A 19,527-nucleotide genomic window follows, 5' to 3' on the forward strand; every position below is an offset into this window, starting at 1 on the left:
GGGAAGACATATATTATAAATTTGAATATTAAGATTTTTTTGAGGGATAGTAGACAAACTATTCCTTATTTTTATAACTAAGAACAAGTGTTATAGATGACAGCGAGGATAACAATGGATTTGTTTATTTGTGAGTATTAGGTTATACAAAAGCTGTTATCTATAACTAAATTGGAAAATTCTATCAAATTTTGGAAAACGATTGACAAAGAGAACTAAATAAAGTATATTATTAGTAAGTTAGTTTAACGTACAAATAAATTGTATGCAATGTTTAATATATAAAATTAAGATATTAGACTGAGTTATTTAATTTTAAAGTACATCAAAATGGAATATTAAATTATCGATTTAGGAGGATGGCTGTGGTAAGAATATTTGAAGATTATATTGAAAAAAGATTTGACAATGAACTACTGCGAATAGAAGCATGGGGAAAAAATTCTTTACGTATTAGGTCATTTGTCGACCAAAATTTTATTGATGAAAATTATGCTCTTAATGAAAAACCTAAGTTGAATAAAGAAGATATTAAAATCGACAAGAGTGAAGATGGTAGTGTAAGTATTAAAAATGGAAAATTAAAGGCTATCTTAGACCATAGAGATAGAATTACATTTTATAACGATAAAAATGAAATATTGTTAAAGGAATTTATTAGATTAAGAGCTGTAAAACACGATGATGGTGGAGAAGATGTAGGAACCATTGAAATTACCAAAGACTTTAACTCCACACTTAAATTAAAATCAAGAGAATATCGACCAAGTTGTAGTGGGGAATTTGAAGTAACTACTAGATTTGAGTCTGAACCTTATGAAAAGGTTTTTGGGATGGGACAATACCAGCATGAATTTCTAGATTTAAAGAATACCGTTTTGGAGTTAGCCCAAAGAAATTCTCAAATATCAGTTCCTTATTATATTTCTAGTTTAGGGTATGGATTTTTATGGAATAATCCAGGAATTGGAAGAGTATCTTTTGCCAAGAACATAACAGAGTGGAAGATGTTTTCTACAAACTTTATAGATTATTGGATTACTTGTGGAGAAAGCCCAAAAGAGTTAAGTAAAAATTACTCTCAAGTTACAGGAACTGTACCTATGATGCCTGAAAACCTATTAGGGCTATGGCAAAGTAAATTAAGATATAGAACTTCGGAAGAAGTCTTGGATGTTGTGAAAGAATACTCAAAAAGGGGAATTAAACTTTCATCAATTGCAATCGACTATTTTCATTGGCCTAAGCAAGGAGAATATAAATTTGACTTAGATTATTGGAAAAATCCTAAGGAATTAGTTAAAAAACTGAAAGAAGAGTATTTAGTAGAACCAATCGTATCTGTATGGCCCACAGTTCAAAGTGATGCAGAAAACTACAATGATTATTTAGAAAATGGTTATTTGGTTAATGTTAATCGTGGTGTCAGAATGACAATGCAAATTCAAGGGAATACAGTCTTTGTAGATATGACAAACAAAAATGCAAGGGAGTATGTTTGGGATAGAATAGATAAAAATTATAAGCAACTAGGAATTGATTATTATTGGTTAGATGTAGCTGAACCTGGATATTCTGTTTATGATTTTGATAATTATAGATACAAAAAAGGAAATGTTTTAAGCTGTGGAAATATATATCCTATCGATTATTTAAAAATGATTTATGATGGTTTACATGATGATACAGAGTCTGTTGTAACTCTTGTAAGAGGAGCTTGGGCAGGTGCTCAAAAGTATGGAGCTTTAGTATGGTCTGGTGATATTGATTCTAGTTTTGAGGCTTTTAACAATCAAGTAAATACAGGGCTAAATATGGGACTAGCAGGTATACCTTGGTGGACTACAGACATTGGAGGTTTCCATGGAGGAAATCCTAACGACCCAGAGTTTAGAGAACTTATGGTAAGATGGTTCCAATATGCTACTTTTTCACCAATTTTGAGAATGCATGGAGATAGGCTACCTCACAGTAAGCCATTATCAAACAAAGGTGGAGGTTCAATGGTCACTGGAGCTCCTAATGAGATATGGTCTTATGGTGAAGATGTTGAAAGAATTCTTACAAGGTTTATAAAAATTAGAGAAAGTTTAAAAAGCTATTTAAAAAAATTAATGAAGGAAGCTCATGAAGATGGAACACCAGTTATGAGAACTCTATTTTATGAATTTCCTGAAGATGAGAAAACTTGGGAGATTGATAATACATATATGTTTGGAGATGAAATTTTGGTTGCTCCAATAATGAATTATAAAGATAGAAGTAGAAAAGTATATTTGCCAAAAGGATACACATGGGAGAATATATTTAGTGGAATTAGTTATGCAGGTGGAGAAGTTTATGAAATAGAATGCCCACTTGAAGAAATTCCTATCTTCTTAAATAAAAATTCTAAGCATAATTTTGAAGAACTAAAAAATATTTTGAGTGAGGTGAAATCATAATGGAGCCACAATTATGGCAATTATTATTAATCGTACTATATGGATTTTTTATAAACTATGAAAAAAATTCAACAATGTTTGGGACATATCAGCCAGTAACAGCAGGTTTTATTACTGGTCTTATATTAGGTGATATAAATACAGGTTTATATATTGGGGGTACATTACAATTACTATCATTAGGGATTAGTAATTTTGGTGGAGCATCCATTCCTGATTATCAAACAGCAAGTATAGTAGCTACGTTTATAACTATTACGACTAATCAAGAAGCATCTGTAGGAATTTCTATAGGTATTCCAGTTGCTTTGTTAATGGTACAATTGGATGTCCTTAGAAATACTATTGGTATATGGCTAGTTCATAAAGCAGAAGATGGAGCTAAAAAAGGAAATTATAAAAACATAACATATATGCAAATGTTAGGAGTATTATTAACAGCAGCTACAACGGGTATTCCAGTTGCTCTAGCTGTAATATTTGGGCCTTCCTTGGTTGATACTATTTTAAAATATACACCTGAATGGTTAACAGGTGGTTTAACAGTAGCTGGAGGATTACTTCCAGCAGTAGGAATAGGATTACTACTTAGATATCTTCCTGCAAAAGAGTATTTTAGTTATTTAGTGATTGGATTTGTTTTAGCAGTCTATATGAAAGTACCATTATTAGGTGTGGCTTTAATCGGAGGAGCAATCGCACTTATAATTTATAAAAAGAATGTGGAAAATCAAGCACAACAATATACTGTAGTAGGAGGTATGGATGAAGATGAGTGATAATGTGTCATTAAATAAATCAAATGAAAAAGTTAAAAAAAGTGTTTTATGGCGTTGGTTTTTTACCAGTTCTGTTTCTTCAAATTATGAGAAGATGCAAGCTTTAGCATATTGTTATGCAGTATTACCATTTTTAAAAACAGTATATAAAGATAAGCCAGAAAAACTTCAAAATGCTGTATTAAACCATTTACAATTTTTTAATACTAATCCATGGGTTGCTCCTTATATTTTGGGTATTAATGTAGCTATGGAGGAATTATCAAGTGAAGATACTGAGGAGGCTGTTACTTCAATTAAAACAGGATTGATGGGGCCAGTAGCAGGTCTAGGAGATAGTTTGTTTGTCGTTATTCCATGGACAATTTTTGGAGCTATAGCAGCTAATATGGCGATAGATGGAAGTCCTTTTGGAATCTTATTATGGATTATAGTAAGTGTAGCATTGAAACTATTAAGTATACCGCTGTTTAATGCTGGTTATACATCAGGGACTAAGCTAATATCTTCAATTGAAAAAAGTTTAAAAATATTAACTGAGAGTACATCTATTTTAGGATTGATGGTTGTAGGTGCATTAATACCTTCAGTAGTAAAAGCTAATGTTGCTCTTAACTTTCAGCAAGGTGATTTTACAATGAAAGGTCAAGAAATATTAGACCAAATTATGCCTGGTTTAATTCCTGCAATTTTAGTTGTTATTGTTTATTGGGCTCTTAAAAAAAATATAAAACCAATATACTTAATTTTAGGTGTAATGGTGGTTTCAATAATTCTATATGCGTTAGGTATTTTAAAATAAGGAAAGGGTGATATTAGATATGGAAATGAAAGGAATTAAAAATATTCGTATAGATGACCGTTTAATTCATGGTCAAGTTGCAACTATGTGGAGTAATAAATTAGGCGTTACAAGATTAATGGTAGTAAATGACGCAGTAGCCAATAATTCTGTTCAAAAACAAGTTCTAAGAATGGCGACACCTGCGGGAATAGCATCATCTATAATTACAGAAGAAACTGCTATAAAAAATATTACTGCTGGTAAGTATGAAGGACAAAATGTATTGTTAATTGTAAAGTCTCCTGTTGACCTTATTCCGTTTATAGAAGCAGGATTAAAGATACATAATATAAATGTTGGAAATATGTCAAGTAGAAAGAATACAACTGTGTTAAAACCTAATATCAGTGTTACTGAAGAAGAGAAAGAAGCATTTAGAAAACTCCTAGATGAAGGAATTGAAATTACAACTATAATGACGCCTGATGATAAGAAAACTTATCTTGTAGATATTTTATAAAATTAGAGAGGTGTATTAAAGTGAATAGTATTATTTTGATGAGTCATGGAAATATGGCTGAAGAAGTTTTGAATGCTGCTAAAATGATAATAGGGGACTCTGTAGACTATCCTACAGTAAATATGAAGCAAGATGATGGAATTGAAGGAACAATAAAAAAACTAAAAAAAGCTTTAGAAGTATATAAAGAAAGTTCAGAAATAATTATAATGGTAGATTTAATCGGTGGGACGCCATGCAATGCCGCTTTATTAGAAGCCAATAGTGATAGTAGAATTAAAATCATTTCAGGGCTAAATTTAGGTATGGTTATTGAATCAGCTTTTTCAGATGCAAAAGAACTAGCAGTAAAGTTAGAGAAGATAGGTAAAGACAATATTTCTATAGTTGAACCTACAATGAATTTATTAGCTGATGATGAATAGAAATCTCATATTAATATTTAATTAATGTACAACTTCTGAGAAAGAGAATATAAATAATCTTGTGTAAACTCCAGAATAAATTTAATTTTAGAATTTATACTTTAAAGGGGTTATGGCTATGTAGTCATAACCCTTATTTAAGATTATTACTATTTTTATAAAAATAGCATCTATATAAAGCTATTCTTAATTTTTTTGACTTTAATAATGACTGTAACTAATATTTCATTAAGATGAATATTTAATCGATTTAATACTTTAGGTCAGGTTCTAAAACTTTGAATTCACTTATATATAATCTTGAAGCTATTAAATAAAGTGACTTATGAAGTGATTCATCTGTTGTAAATGTTGATTTAGATGTAGTTGTCTTTTCTAGTGTTCTATTACATTTGTAGTAAAAATAATAGGTATCGATTCACTTAGATATTAAAAAATGTAACTAGCTTAAATAAGCTAGTTCACAGATTATTTAATATTATAGTACAGCTATTTTTTCATTTATTTCGTTCATCAAAGTTAAATTTTGTATATTTAAAAAGCTCTTAATATTTACAGCAGAACCACCATATAGAGATGCCTCAGACCCTAATGATGAAATTTCTATATTTATACCTTTGTTAAAAGAACTAACTAACATATCTTTTGTAATCTGTAATATCTCAGGTATATCTCTAATTATTTGGCTATTTAAATAGATTATCTCAGGAGCATAAGTTGCAATAGCGTTATTTATAGCTATTGATAAGTAACTGCAAAAATCCTGAATAACTTTTTTAGCATTTTGATTATTTGCATAGTATAGCTGTTTTACCATATTAGAATCCATCTTAGGGATATTTTCTAAAGTAGAAAGTTGTTCAAATACTTTTTTCTCTGAACAATATTGTTCTAAACATCCAAGGTTTCCACAAGGGCAGGGTTTACCATTAGGCATGATAATAGTGTGACCAATTTCGCCACTCATACCATTTCTACCACTATATAATTTATTATTTATTATAATGCCTGAACCAAATCCACTGTGAATACTAAGACTAAGTAGTGAATTATGTACAGTTGAGAAAGTACTCTCAGCTAAAGCTGTTAAGTTTGCCTCATTTTCTATATGAATAGGGAAGTCGTATTTTTCACTAAGGATACTATATAAATCAATCTCATTAAGATTATAATATGGAGTGAACAGTATTTTATTTTCACAAGTAATCCCATGTATAGCCAGAGTGAATCCTATTACATTATAAGGAGTGTCTATTTTGGATATATTATAACTATTTATGACTTCATCTATTAGTTGTATGACATTATCTTTATTTATCTGTATATCTGTCAAATTCTTTGACTTTATAATAGTTCCATCTAAATAAGATAAAGAAGAAAATATATAGTCATATCCAATATCCATACTTAAAGAAATACCTGCACATTTATTAAATACTAAAAGTATGGGTTTTCTTCCACCACTATGAGTGCTATTTCCAATTCCTATTTCATGGACTAGAGATTCATCAATAAGCTTTTTGGTAATAGCGGATATAGTTGCTTTGTTTAATCCTATGGTAGACGCGATACTCGCCCTAGAAATAGGCTGATTTTTTATAATTTGTTCAAGTACCAATCTTTCGTTCATTTCTCGAATAGTGTATTTATCAGTAACCAATTTGATATTCCTCCTTAAAATAATATTGTAATACTTTTTAGTTAAAAATAAAAGGTTATTTTGCATTGACAAAGATAATTAAATATTTTATTATTAGTTCATAAGTTAGTTTAATATACTAACAAAAATAAAGCAAGTAAAATATATCTAAATATAAAAAAATTGGAATAGGAAAACGATAATTTTAAGCACTATCTCAAGGAGGGATTAAATTGGAGTATGTATTAGGTGTAGATATTGGTACATCAGGTACTAAAACTGTCTTATTTGATAAACTAGGAAATACTATAGAAAGCTGTACATATGAATATCCTCTTATACAAGAGAAATCAGGCTGGGCAGAGCAGGATGCTAATGACTGGTGGGAAGCTGTAGTAGAATCTATAAGACATGTAATTCAAAGTTCAAGTATAAGTAGTGAATATATAAAAGGAATTGGATTATCAGGACAGATGCATGGTCTAGTTATGCTAGATAAAGAAGGTAATACATTAAGAAACTCTATAATATGGTGTGACCAACGTACAATAAAAGAATGTGAAGAGATAACTGATTTAGTGGGAAAAGAAAGATTAATTGAAATAACTGCTAATCCAGCACTTACAGGTTTTACAGCATCAAAAATATTATGGGTTAGAAATAATGAACCTGATATTTACGAAAATACTAATAAAATACTTCTTCCAAAAGATTATATAAGATACAAGTTGACAGGAGAGTATGCTACAGAAGTATCAGATGCAAGTGGTATGCAGTTACTTGATATAAGTAAAAGAAATTGGAGTGATGAAGTACTTGAAAAGTTAAATATAGATAAAAACCTCTTAGGTAAAGTTTATGAATCTCAAGAAATTACAGGATATGTGACTAAAGAGGTAGCAAACTTAACAGGACTTAAGGAAGGAACAATAGTTGTAGGTGGAGCTGGAGACCAAGCAGCAGGAGCTATAGGAAATGGAATAGTTGAAGAAGGTGTAGTTTCATCTACTATTGGCACATCAGGGGTGGTATTTGCATATACAAAAGAACCTAAAATTGATAAAGAAGGTAGAGTTCATACTTTCTGTCACGCAGTACCAAATACATGGCATGTTATGGGCGTTACTCAAGGAGCAGGATTATCATTAAAATGGTTTAAGGATAATTTCTGCCAAATAGAAATAGAAATTTCAAAATCTTTAGAGAAAGATGTATATGAAATTATAAATGGGCAAGTAAGTCAGGTGCCATCAGGATGTAATGGATTACTTTACTTACCATATATGATGGGAGAGAGGACTCCTTATCTTGACCCTTATGCTAGAGGAGTGTTCTTTGGATTATCTCCAATGCACTCTAAAAAAGAAATGGCAAGAGCAATTATGGAGGGTGTTTCATACAGTTTAAAAGACTGTATGGATATAATACAAAGTCTTAATATAGAAGTTAATGAAGTAAGGGCCTCTGGTGGAGGAGGTAAAAGTAAAGTCTGGAGACAGATGCAGGCAGATATGTTTAATCAAGATGTATATACTATAAACTCAAGTGAAGGACCAGCACTTGGAGTGGCAATTCTTGCATTAGTAGGAGCTGGAATATACGAAAATGTACAAAAAGCTTGTGATATTATAATAAAAGCTTCAACTAAATTAGAGCCAATAAGTGAAAGTGTGGACATATACAAGAGATATCACAAATTGTATAAAAAAATATATAAATCTTTGAAAGAAGATTTTAAGTTATTAGATGAAGCAGTTAATTTTAAAGATAAATAATTAAGACAGCTTAAAAATGAAGATAAAGATAAAAATAAAAGATAATTTTAAATTAAGAAAAAATATTACATATATCATGTGTGTAAAACATTGGGAGGATATAAAATGAGTGAGATATTTGAAGGAATAGGACAGATAAAATTTGAAGGACCAAAATCTAACAATGAGTTAGCATTTAGATACTACAATCCTGAACAAGTAGTAGGCAATAAGGCTATGAAAGAGCACTTAAGGTTTGCAATGAGTTACTGGCATACTTTATGTGGAGAAAGTAACGACCCATTTGGAGTAGGTACAGTAGATAGACCTTGGAATAGCATGACAAATCCAATGGAAATAGCAAAGTTTAAAGTTGATGCAGGATTTGAATTTATGACTAAGATGGGAATTGAGTATTTCTGTTTCCATGATAGAGATATAGCTCCAGAAGGAAAAGATTTAGCTGAAACAAATAAAATATTAGATGAAATAGTTGAGTACATAAAACTTAAAATGAAAGAAACAGACATAAAGTTGTTATGGGGAACTGCTAATATGTTTGGCAATCCAAGATTTGTTCATGGGGCATCTACAACTTGTAATGCTGATGTTTATGCTTATGCAGCAGCTCAAGTGAAAAAGGCTATGGAAGTGACTAAGTATTTAGGTGGAGAAAACTTTGTATTCTGGGGTGGAAGAGAAGGTTATGAAACTTTACTTAATACTAATACAGAACTTGAAATGGATAACTTTGCAAGATTTCTAAAAATGGCTGTAGATTATGCTAAAGAAATTGGATTTACTGGACAATTCTTAATAGAACCTAAGCCAAAGGAGCCTACTAAACATCAATATGATTTTGATACTGCTACAGTTTTAGGATTCTTAAGAAAGTACAATTTAGATAAATATTTCAAGTTGAATATAGAAGCAAACCATGCAACACTGGCAGGTCATACTTTCCAACATGAATTAAATATAGCTAGAATAAACAATGTTTTAGGAAGTGTCGATGCAAATCAAGGAGATTTATTATTAGGATGGGATACAGACCAATTTCCAACAAACATATATGATGCAACCCTTGCAATGTATGAAGTGTTAAAACAAGGTGGAATAGCACCAGGTGGATTTAACTTTGACTCTAAAGTAAGAAGAGCATCTTTTGAAGTAGAAGATTTATTCTTAGCTTATATTGCAGGAATGGATACATTTGCAAAAGGATTATTGATAGCTCATAAATTATTAGAGGATGAGGTATTTGAAAACTTTACTAAAGATAGATATAGAAGCTTTAGTGAAGGTATAGGTAAAGACATAGTAGAAGGTAAGGTTGGATTTAAGGATTTAGAAGCTTATGCACTACAAATGCCAACTATAAAGAATAAGTCGGGAAGACAAGAAATGTTAGAAAATATGCTTAATAGGTATATATATGAAGTTGATACAATTTGTAACAAGTAGTTGTATTGTTATAAATCTTAGATGATTAAATAAAAACTATGGAGTATTCTATAGTTTTTATTAAAAAAATATAAATAAGAGCATTCTTTATCAGTAAAAAATTGTCTGAAAGATTTTCTATTTATAGTGAGTTTTCAAATACCTTTGAGATAAAAGATATATAACACTAAGTAAAAAATAAGCTATAATAAACTTATCAAGAAGCTATATATGTATAGTTACTAGTGGAGTTGCTTTACATAAAGAAAATATGGATAACAGTATTAGATGAAGAATAACTAAAAAGGAAAATAGGGTAAATAAGAACGTAGGGAGATTTTTGTTAGATAAATCTTCCTACGTTTTTATTTACAATAATTTTGAATGATGTTTGTTTTAGTTAGTAGTTTTGAGAAATATATATATAATGAGATAAGTGGTTACACTAATAAAGATTATATAAATATATATCTAAATATTTTTTGTTATATAGAAATACATTGTGTACAGTTAAAAGTTAGTGGCAAAAGTTATTATTAATTTGTTTATTAATATATAAATACAGATTAGAATTCCTTTGATAAAACTATAGAATAATAAATTTAAAATATATTTATGGATATATAAATTATAATGAAATATAATATATAAGTATTACTCTAAATATTTATAATAATATAATATATTAAAATATGAAGCTGGAAAGTTGATGAGAATTATATGAAAAAGAAAATATTGTTTTTAGGAATTATTTGTATATCTATAATTTTACTAGGTAATTCTACTTATTCCCAAAAGAAGCAACTATCTGAGAAAGAAAAGGTAGATGACTTTAAATATGTATATAATGTTATAAAAACGGGGTATCCTTACTTAGATGTAAATAAGAGACTTAATAATATTGACTGGTTAGAAAATGAGGATAAGTATATAAAAAGAATTAAAAATACTGAAAGTGATGAAGAATTTATAGAAAAAATGTCATCTATATTATCTGAATTAAACAATAAACATACTGAATTAATAGATAATAAAAACCGATATGAACTTTTTAAAAAATCATACTCTAATAATAATTGGTATGACTTTCTTAATGATAAAAAAGTTGTAGATAGATATGATTCTATAAATACTAAGATAAAAATGCCAAATGATATTTTTGTGAAAAAAGAACTAATTTTAGAAGATATAATTAAAGGCAAGGTTGGATACATGTATTTACCTGCAATGTCGCCACAAAATGGGTCAATAGATAAGGATTTAAAAATTATAGGAGATTATATTAATAATTTAGAAAAACATCAAGCTTTAATTATTGATATAAGAGGAAATTCAGGGGGAAGTGACAGATATTGGAAAGGAATTGTATCTAAACTTATAAAAAATGATATAAAAATAGAGGGTTATAGACTCTATAGAAATAATAATGAAATAGTTAAAAAATACACCAATGCAAGAAATATAAAGTTAGAGCCTATAGAAAATCTACCAGTAGGTGTAAAGAAAAATGCACCAGAAGAAACTTTAAAAAATTTTAGTGATTTTGAAAAGACTTCTTATACTATAAATACTAATAATGATTTAAAATTTCAAGGTAATATATACTTACTTATAGACGAAAAAGTATACTCATCATCAGAGTCGTTTTCTATGTTTTGTAAAGAGACTAAGCTTGCAACTTTAGTAGGAGAAACTACTGGAGGTGATGGTGGAGGAATAGACCCTGTGTTGTTTGAGTTAAAAAATAGTGGTTTAATAGTTAGAATGTCAAGCTGTATGTATTTAAACAAAGACGGAACATGTGATGAAGAATTTAAAACTATTCCTGAGTTTAAAGTAAAAGACTGTAAAAGAACGATAAATTTTAAAGATGATAACAGTATAAAAAAGGTATTGAAACTTGAAAATATCAATTATTAAATAACAATTAAATATTACTTTATGCTGGATAGAATAGAATTAAAAAATCAATGGTTTGAGAAGTTATATTACTCCCATCACTTGACCAAGGCAAATATATAAGAACAAGTAAAAATAGATTTCCAACCAGTGAATAACGCCACCTAAGTAGAGACTATAGGTGGCGTTTTCATATGGCAACAGAAAGGAGGAAATTAGTACAAATTTTTTTTATATAGTCAATCATGAACATATAACAGCTAAAGAATTGGCAGATTATTTTAATGTATCAACAAGAACAATATACCGCTATATCAATACTCTGTCTATTGCCGGAATACCTATCATATCCACAAAGGGAACAGGTGGGGGAATATCGCTAATAGACGGACATGCTCTCGACAAATCATTGTTATCTAAAGAGGAGCAACAGAACATATATCAGGGATTACAAATGTTACAGGTTATAAAATATCCTAATGCTGAAATTGCATTAAGTAAAATTAGTGATATTTTTAGAAATGTCTTGGAACCAAAGTGGTTGAAAGTTGATTTTACATTCTGGCGAAGTGATGAAAATAAGATAAATAAAAGATTTTCAGAATTAATGTTAGAGTTAAATAAATCAAACAATTTTAGAATATTTGATAACTTTGAGGATGCTAAAAATTATATTTTAAATCTAAAATGACAGAAAATAATATAAGCAAAGCATTTAGAAGTATTGAATATAAAAATAAAATAAATATATATGATGAGTATTTAATAAGGAAATGGCATTTTCAGCATTAAAAAATTAATATAAGTAAAAATTTAAGAAACATATTTATTAATAACCTTTCTATGTTACAAAAGTGTAATATTGGTAGGCAAAATGTAATATTTACATAAGGATTTAACCGTACAAAACCTTTAAAATGAAGATATACTAAGAAGTGAGCAAACGGAGGTTATTAATTATGAAAGAAATATTAAAAATAAAGAATATATCAAAAGATTACGGTATAAAAGGATTTAAAACAAATGTACTAAAAAGTATATCTCTTACAGTTAATGAAGGTGATTTTATAGCAATAATGGGGCCATCAGGTGCAGGCAAAACAACATTACTTAATCTAATGTCTACGCTTGACAAACAAACCTCAGGAGAAATAATACTCGATGGGATTGATATATCGAAAGTAAAAAATAATGAACTATCGAAATTAAGAAGAGAAAAAATAGGATTTATATTTCAAGACTATAACTTACTAGATAATATGACACTCATGAATAATATAGCACTTCCTCTGGCGTTAGGGAAAAAGAAAAGTAAGGAAATTGAAGATAAGGTATTTTCTATAGCCAAAAAATTTGGATTAGAAAATCATTTAGATAAATATCCATACCAATTATCAGGTGGTCAAAAACAAAGAGGTGCAGCAGCAAGGTCACTAATTACAAACCCAGCAGTAATATTTGCAGATGAACCAACGGGTGCTTTAGATTCTAAATCAGCTTATGAACTTTTAAACTCATTAGAAAGGATAAATAAAGAAAATAATGCTACTATTATAATGATTACACATGACCCTCTAACAGCAAGTTATTCAAATGAAGTATATATGATAAATGATGGAACTATAAAGTGTAAATTAAACAAAGGAAGTAGTAGAAAAGAATTTTATGGAAAAATTATGGATATGTTGGCCTCTATGGGAGGTGAAATGTAAGTGAGTGTACTTGGGATTGCTTATAATAATTTTAAAAGTAATATAAGAACTTATTTGGCATTTTTTATATCTATGGTCTTTTCAGTAGTTGTACTGACTAATTTTGAATTACTAAGATATGGTGATGCCATAAATGTATTGCAAGGAGAAAATCAGAAATTCACATTATCAGTGTTAATATCTGTAATAATAATATTATCAGTATTTTTATTTTTCTTTATATGGTATGCAACAAATATATTCTTTAAAAATAGGTCAAAAGAAATAGGAATACTATCTTTTATGGGGTTGGATTTATATACTATAGGAAAAATATATTTTGTAGAAAATATGCTTATAGGAATAAGCTCTTGTATAACAGGGATACTTATAGGGATAATAACATCTAGATTTTTCCAGGTAGTGATAATAAAATTATCTGGATTTGATATAAATGTATCCAATGGGCTTAGTATCAAAGCTATAATGTATGCCAGTTTGATATTTATTTCTATATTTATGATAATGACTATAAAAGGTTTTGTAACAATATGTAGAAGTAGTGTAATAAACCTAATTAACACATCTAAGAAGCAAGACAAAATACCAAAAGTAGGAATAGGATTATACATATTAGCCATAATATCAACTTTAGTATTAGGATGTGGTTATTATCTTTCTATGGATATACGCTCTGGAAACATAACTAGTGTAATGGCAGTTATAGTGATAATAATAATAGGTACTTATGGTCTATTTAAATCAGTTATGCCTGTTGTATTTCATATGATAATGAAAAATAAAAAAGTATTATTTAATGGAAATAATATAATTGCTATAAACAATATAAATTACAGATTAAATAAAAACTATAAAACTTACTCTATAATAGCTATAATTATAACTACTACAATATCAACCCTTGGTGCATCAGTTGCTATAAAACATCTACAACAAAATGCTCAAGAACAAAGAAATGTATATACTGTTAGTATAGTTTCAACAGATAGAAATGAAGTAAACAGAAAACAAATAGAAGATATAATCAAAGACACTAATAATATAAGGTATTCAGTAAATCCAGAACTAATTGCTTTAGAAAATCCAGATAGCAAAAATGATTATGATAAATTAAATACAATAATGAAATACAGTGATTTTTACAATACTCTTAAAGTAAATGGAAATGAGAAAGAATTAAAAGAGTATGGCGAAAAATTAGTTAAAGGAAATAATGTAATACAGTTAAAAAGTCCTCAAACGATAGTAACATTAGCTAAAAAAGAAACCAGTGTGAACATTGATGGACAAGTATATAATATTACAAAAGGGGAAGTAAAAGTACCAGTATTAGGAACAGGGATTAATGACAGTATTATAGTAGTGAATGATAACATCTACTCTAAGTTAAAAGACAAAGGACAAGCAATATATTTCTATGGAGCAAAAGTATCTGATGAAGAAAATAGCCAAAAGATGTTTGATAATATTGAAAAAAATTTAAGTATGAAAAGTGGCTACATGAGAAATGGATATAAAGCTCAAAACGAAAGTCAATGGATGAAATTTGCATATGTAGTGCTTGTATTTTTATTTTTAGTATTTACGCTTGTGGCTGGAAGTATAATATACATGAAAATATATAGTGATGCTTATGAAGATAGAGATAAATATAAAACTTTATTAAAGATAGGAACTACAGAAAAAGAAATAAATAAAGCTGTATTTAAAGAAGTAGCCATATTTTACACTTTACCAATGTTAAGTGCAACAATATCAAGTTACTTTGCATTAAGACTAGCAGGTAATTTATTAATGGCTGATTTATTTAGTATATATATATTGAGCTTAGTAATATGCTTAATAATATTTATAATATATGGAGCAGTATCTGTTAATAAGTTTAAGAAGGTAATATACGAAAATTAATCAACAAATCTATTAAAACAAAGGGGGTGTCTCAAAATGAACTTTTTAGTTCATGAGGCACTCTTTTTTGTATAAAATCAAATATATTTTCATCATTTCAAAAATGAAAAAGAGGCATATATCTATTTTGAGACAGCACCTTATTAATTAGGTCTAAGTCGTTTGACTAATAAATGTATACAAAATATGATATGATAGAGATAATTTATATTATAAGAAAATATTAAAATAATGGAGATTACATAAATGTATAAAATTTTATTAATAGAAGATGATATTGATTTATCAAAAGAAATTGCTTTGGCATTAGAAAGATGGGGATTTAAAGTAGAAGTAATTGATAATTTTGAACTGATTTTAGAAGAATTTATAGATAAAAAGCCAGATGTAGTACTTTTGGATGTTAATTTACCACTGTATAATGGATTTTACTGGTGTGAGAAAATAAGGTCTGTTTCAAATGTTCCAATAATATTCCTTTCATCAAGAGATTCTGATATGGATTTAATAATGGGAATAAATAATGGAGGAGATGATTATATTACAAAACCATTTTCTATAGATATATTAGTTACCAAAATAAATGGGATAATAAGAAGAGCTTACAATTATAGCGACTCTAATAGTGTTCTATACTACAAAGATTTGATGTTTGATGTGGGAAAAGGAATCATAAAGAACAAGTACAAGGAAAAAGATATAGAATTGACTAAAAATGAAATAAAAATTTTAACTTTATTATTAAAAAATAAAAATAAAGTTGTATCAAGAGAAAGTCTTATGATGACTCTATGGGATAATGATGAGTTTGTTACAGATAATGCTCTTACAGTAAATATGAATAGGCTAAGAAGTAAAATTAAAGAGTTAGGGTTTGATGATTTTATAAAAACTAAAAAAGGAATAGGATATACAATATAATGATAGTAAAATATTTAAAAGACCGATTCAAGTATATTGTACTTTTTTTAATTATCATTAGTATAATAAATATTTACTTATTTGCTATAAATATATTTGAGAATCAATATGCAGAGTTAATATACTTAGATTTTTTAGCTTTACTCATAATAATAGTATTTTTTATTGTAGATTATATAAACTTTAAAAATAGCTATAAAGATTTATGTAAGTGTTTAGAAAATCATGATGATATAGACAACTACTTGATTAGTGGACAGTCCTTTGAAGAAAATATCATAAGAGATATTATTGAAAATTTGAAACCAAAGAACAATGATGATACAAAAAATTACAAACAATCTCTAAAAGAATTGGATGAATACATAGCTAAATGGGTTCATGAAATAAAGATTCCAATATCATCTTTGAGTATAATTACAGATAGATTAAATAATATAGAAGATAGTATAGATATTAAGAATCAAATTGCAAAAATAAACTTTTTAGTAAATTCTATTTTATATAGCAGTAGAAGTAATAGTATATTTGAGGACATATTTATGAATAAAGTTAATTTAGAAAAATTAATAAAATCCTCTATAAAGAATAACTCGTTTTTACTCATAAAAAACAATATTGAAGTTAGTTTAAACAACTTAAATTATACTGTTTACACGGATTCTAAATGTATAGCATATATTTTAGACCAAATTATTAATAATGCTATAAAATACTCAAAAGAAGTTGGTAAAATTGAATTTAATGCAAAACCATTAGAAAACGGAGTAGTGTTATCTATAAAAGATTATGGCATTGGTATAAATGAAGAGGATACATGTAGAATTTTTGATAAAGGATTTACAGGAACAAATGGAAGAAATAGATTGTATAAATCTACTGGAATGGGATTATACTTTGCAAAAAAGATGTTGGATAATTTAGGGCATAAGATTGATGTGTACTCAGAGAATGGTGTTTATACAATTTTTAATATTCATTTTTATGATATATCAGATTATTTAAATCTAGATAATTAGATTAATAGAAATAGTGAATTCATTTTAAATATGAAAAATATAGTAGTATTTTTACTTTAATGTCAATAGTTGGAACGAGTGTTCTTAGATATACTAATAATAATTTAGATTTACAGACATTAAAATATAAAAATGGACCTTATCATGTTTTATTTAATGGAATTAATAAAGAACAATTAAATAAAATTCAATCAAATAGTAGTATTGAACACATAGGATTACAATATTTATATAATCAAACTTCAAAAGAAGAAAAGCAAAATATAGATATAATGAGTGCAAATAATGATTACTTATTGAGTGGATCTAAAATAAAAGAAGGGCGATTGCCAAGAAATAAAAATGAAATAGTTGTAGATGACTGGATTTTAAAGCTATTAGGATTGGATTTTAAGTTAAATCAAGAAATTACTTTAAAAGTTAATGATAATGATGGAAAATACAAAGAAGAAAATTTTTTTATTGTAGGTATATTAAATGATATAGCTTCAAATAAATTGTATGGAAGAAGGAATTTATACTTAAACTTTAAGGAAAAAGCTATCAATGAAATATTTGCATATATAGAGTTTAAGCAACACGTCAATATAGAAAAAGAAATAGAAAAAATAGCAATTTCGATTAACATTCCAAGAGAAAATGTTCACTCACAAAGTGATATTATCAGTTTAGAAAATATAAATAACAAAATTAATTTTAATGATTTACAATTTGTGTTTATAATAAGCTCTATATATGGATTGATTATATATGGTATTTTTAACATTTCAATATATAACAGAATCAAAGACTATAGCATTTTAAAGGCTGTTGGATGTAATAATTATAATATTTTTAAGCTTGTTTTTATTGAACTTATATTTATGTACATAATTTCTATACCTATAGGTATAGTATTTGGGTTTTTAGGAGTATTTGGTATAAATAATATATCAAATAAGGTTAATACAAATATAATAATTCATGGAACATTAGTAGAACTTAAAGTTATTATACCAATATCTATTATTTTAATATCAATATTATTTATCAGCATTATAATACTTTTAATATCAGTTTTATTATACAAACAAATAAGAAAGATTTCAATTATAGATGGAATAAATAAAAGGCTTAGTACTGCAAATTTAGAAAAAAGTATTATATCAATAACCACTTTAAGGAAATTTATGAAAACATATATAGCACTATCTTTTAAAAATATATTTAGAAATAAAAAGACATTTTTAATTATATTACTTTCATTAAGTATATGTGGAATAACATTTATCGTTTTATCATACAAACTTTCAATAGAAAAAGAAAGAGGGAATTATCAAAACTGGGAATTGCACTCTAATTCTGATTTCCAAATAGATGTATATAGTGAGAATAAATCAAAAGGAATATCAGAAACTTATCTAAATAAACTTAAAAAACTAGATGGCATAAAAGATATAGATACTTGTAAACTAATACCATCAAAAATGATTTTAAATGAAGAGGATATAAAAAATCAAAAATATTTTAACAATTTAAACTTAGGTGTTAAGGATATGTACTTTAATTCCTATTTGGATAAAGATAAAAATACAAATGAGCTTATTCTAAAAAATAGTTTGAGGGGATATAATGATTCAGCTTTAAATAAATTAAAAAGATATACGATAAAAGGAGATATAAATATTAAAGATATGAAAGAGCATGCAGATGCAATTTTATATATTCCACAGACTAACAATAAAAGTATTAGAGTATTGCTTCAAGGAGAAAGTGTAGTCAATATACAACCAGGAGATTCAGTTACTATTAAGTTTAGAGAAAATAAAGTATTAGATGATAAATATTATAAATTAGAGGATTTAAATGAAAAGTATCTTTACAAAACATTTAAGATAGGAGCTATAGTTTCTTATGATTAAATGTATGATGGGTTTGAAAGAAGTTCTTTAAGTCCTAATTTAATCTTAAGTGAAGATACTTTTGAAAGTGTTACAGGTGTAGTAGATTACTATTCAATCAATATTGATATTAAAAATGGATATAATCATAAAACAATTGAAAATAGTATATCTAAAATTACATCAACAGGAGATAATATTATACCAAGAAATTTAGTACAAGAGAGGGCTAAATTAGACCTATTGGATTTTAAAAAATGGAGTCTTTAAAATATATACTAATTAATAAGAATTATATAAAAAATAGGAGATTATAAATTGAATTTAAATTATTTAGGAGAAAGAATCAGAGACCGCAGAAAAGAACTAGGAATTACAAGAAGAATTAGCAGAGAAAACT

At 27.5% G+C, this 19,527-nt stretch carries 16 protein-coding genes; 15 read left to right on the plus strand and 1 reads right to left on the minus strand.

Going from position 1 to position 19,527, the window contains the following annotated elements; translation table 11 throughout:
* The first annotated feature begins 359 nt into the window (after positions 1 to 359).
* The 5 genes from KGF48_RS09210 to KGF48_RS09230 are packed head-to-tail and all read left to right on the plus strand — an operon-like array spanning position 360 to position 4,952.
* Positions 360 to 2,444 (plus strand): TIM-barrel domain-containing protein, encoded by a 2,085-nt coding sequence (locus KGF48_RS09210; RefSeq protein WP_255611790.1) that lies wholly within the window; start codon positions 360 to 362, stop codon positions 2,442 to 2,444.
* The gene (locus KGF48_RS09215; RefSeq protein ID WP_227838939.1) at positions 2,444 to 3,223 is read left to right on the plus strand and encodes a PTS mannose/fructose/sorbose/N-acetylgalactosamine transporter subunit IIC; all 780 of its coding nucleotides are present in this window, start codon (positions 2,444 to 2,446) and stop codon (positions 3,221 to 3,223) included. The genes KGF48_RS09210 and KGF48_RS09215 overlap by 1 nt, the downstream gene beginning before the upstream one ends.
* Positions 3,210 to 4,025: a PTS system mannose/fructose/sorbose family transporter subunit IID gene (locus KGF48_RS09220; protein WP_227838938.1), complete on the plus strand. Its 816-nt coding sequence runs from the start codon at positions 3,210 to 3,212 to the stop codon at positions 4,023 to 4,025. Before KGF48_RS09215 ends, KGF48_RS09220 begins: the two co-directional genes overlap by 14 nt.
* Positions 4,026 to 4,044: 19 nt before the next feature.
* Entirely contained in the window at positions 4,045 to 4,527 is a 483-nt protein-coding gene (locus KGF48_RS09225; protein ID WP_227838937.1) for a PTS sugar transporter subunit IIB, read from the plus strand.
* Positions 4,528 to 4,547: 20 nt separating this feature from the next.
* Positions 4,548 to 4,952 (plus strand): PTS sugar transporter subunit IIA, encoded by a 405-nt coding sequence (locus KGF48_RS09230; protein WP_227838936.1) that lies wholly within the window; start codon positions 4,548 to 4,550, stop codon positions 4,950 to 4,952.
* Between the two features lie 478 nt (positions 4,953 to 5,430).
* On the opposite strand, the gene KGF48_RS09235 is transcribed toward KGF48_RS09230, so the two are convergent.
* The gene (locus KGF48_RS09235) at positions 5,431 to 6,612 is read right to left on the minus strand and encodes an ROK family protein (RefSeq protein WP_227838935.1); all 1,182 of its coding nucleotides are present in this window, start codon (positions 6,610 to 6,612) and stop codon (positions 5,431 to 5,433) included.
* Between the two features lie 206 nt (positions 6,613 to 6,818).
* Here KGF48_RS09235 and xylB point away from each other — a divergent pair, with 206 nt between their 5' ends.
* From xylB to KGF48_RS09285, 10 genes are all read left to right on the plus strand, one after another.
* Positions 6,819 to 8,366 (plus strand): xylulokinase, encoded by a 1,548-nt coding sequence (gene xylB / locus KGF48_RS09240; RefSeq protein ID WP_413841437.1) that lies wholly within the window; start codon positions 6,819 to 6,821, stop codon positions 8,364 to 8,366.
* 105 nt (positions 8,367 to 8,471) lie between these two features.
* Entirely contained in the window at positions 8,472 to 9,809 is a 1,338-nt protein-coding gene (gene xylA, locus KGF48_RS09245) for a xylose isomerase (RefSeq protein WP_227867959.1), read from the plus strand.
* Positions 9,810 to 10,508: 699 nt separating this feature from the next.
* Positions 10,509 to 11,708 carry a S41 family peptidase gene (locus KGF48_RS09250; protein ID WP_227838932.1) on the plus strand — a complete coding sequence of 400 codons (1,200 nt, stop codon included), beginning with the start codon at positions 10,509 to 10,511 and terminating at the stop codon, positions 11,706 to 11,708.
* Between the two features lie 160 nt (positions 11,709 to 11,868).
* Entirely contained in the window at positions 11,869 to 12,378 is a 510-nt protein-coding gene (locus KGF48_RS09255) for a helix-turn-helix transcriptional regulator (protein WP_227838931.1), read from the plus strand.
* Between the two features lie 268 nt (positions 12,379 to 12,646).
* The gene (locus KGF48_RS09260) at positions 12,647 to 13,399 is read left to right on the plus strand and encodes an ABC transporter ATP-binding protein (RefSeq protein ID WP_227838930.1); all 753 of its coding nucleotides are present in this window, start codon (positions 12,647 to 12,649) and stop codon (positions 13,397 to 13,399) included.
* On the plus strand, positions 13,400 to 15,307 hold the full coding sequence (locus KGF48_RS09265; RefSeq protein ID WP_227838929.1) for an FtsX-like permease family protein: 1,908 nt from the start codon (positions 13,400 to 13,402) through the stop codon (positions 15,305 to 15,307).
* Between the two features lie 246 nt (positions 15,308 to 15,553).
* Positions 15,554 to 16,228, plus strand: coding sequence for a response regulator transcription factor (locus tag KGF48_RS09270; RefSeq protein ID WP_227838928.1), 675 nt, complete (start codon positions 15,554 to 15,556; stop codon positions 16,226 to 16,228).
* Positions 16,228 to 17,247 carry a sensor histidine kinase gene (locus tag KGF48_RS09275; RefSeq protein ID WP_227867960.1) on the plus strand — a complete coding sequence of 340 codons (1,020 nt, stop codon included), beginning with the start codon at positions 16,228 to 16,230 and terminating at the stop codon, positions 17,245 to 17,247. The genes KGF48_RS09270 and KGF48_RS09275 overlap by 1 nt, the downstream gene beginning before the upstream one ends.
* Before the next feature lie 59 nt (positions 17,248 to 17,306).
* Positions 17,307 to 19,148 carry an ABC transporter permease gene (locus KGF48_RS09280; RefSeq protein ID WP_227838926.1) on the plus strand — a complete coding sequence of 614 codons (1,842 nt, stop codon included), beginning with the start codon at positions 17,307 to 17,309 and terminating at the stop codon, positions 19,146 to 19,148.
* On the plus strand, positions 19,149 to 19,397 hold the full coding sequence (locus KGF48_RS09285) for a hypothetical protein (RefSeq protein ID WP_227838925.1): 249 nt from the start codon (positions 19,149 to 19,151) through the stop codon (positions 19,395 to 19,397).
* Positions 19,398 to 19,527: the final 130 nt, after the last annotated feature.

It is taken from the genome of Clostridioides sp. ZZV15-6388, from assembly GCF_020657755.1.
Taxonomy (GTDB): Bacteria; Bacillota; Clostridia; order Peptostreptococcales; family Peptostreptococcaceae; genus Clostridioides.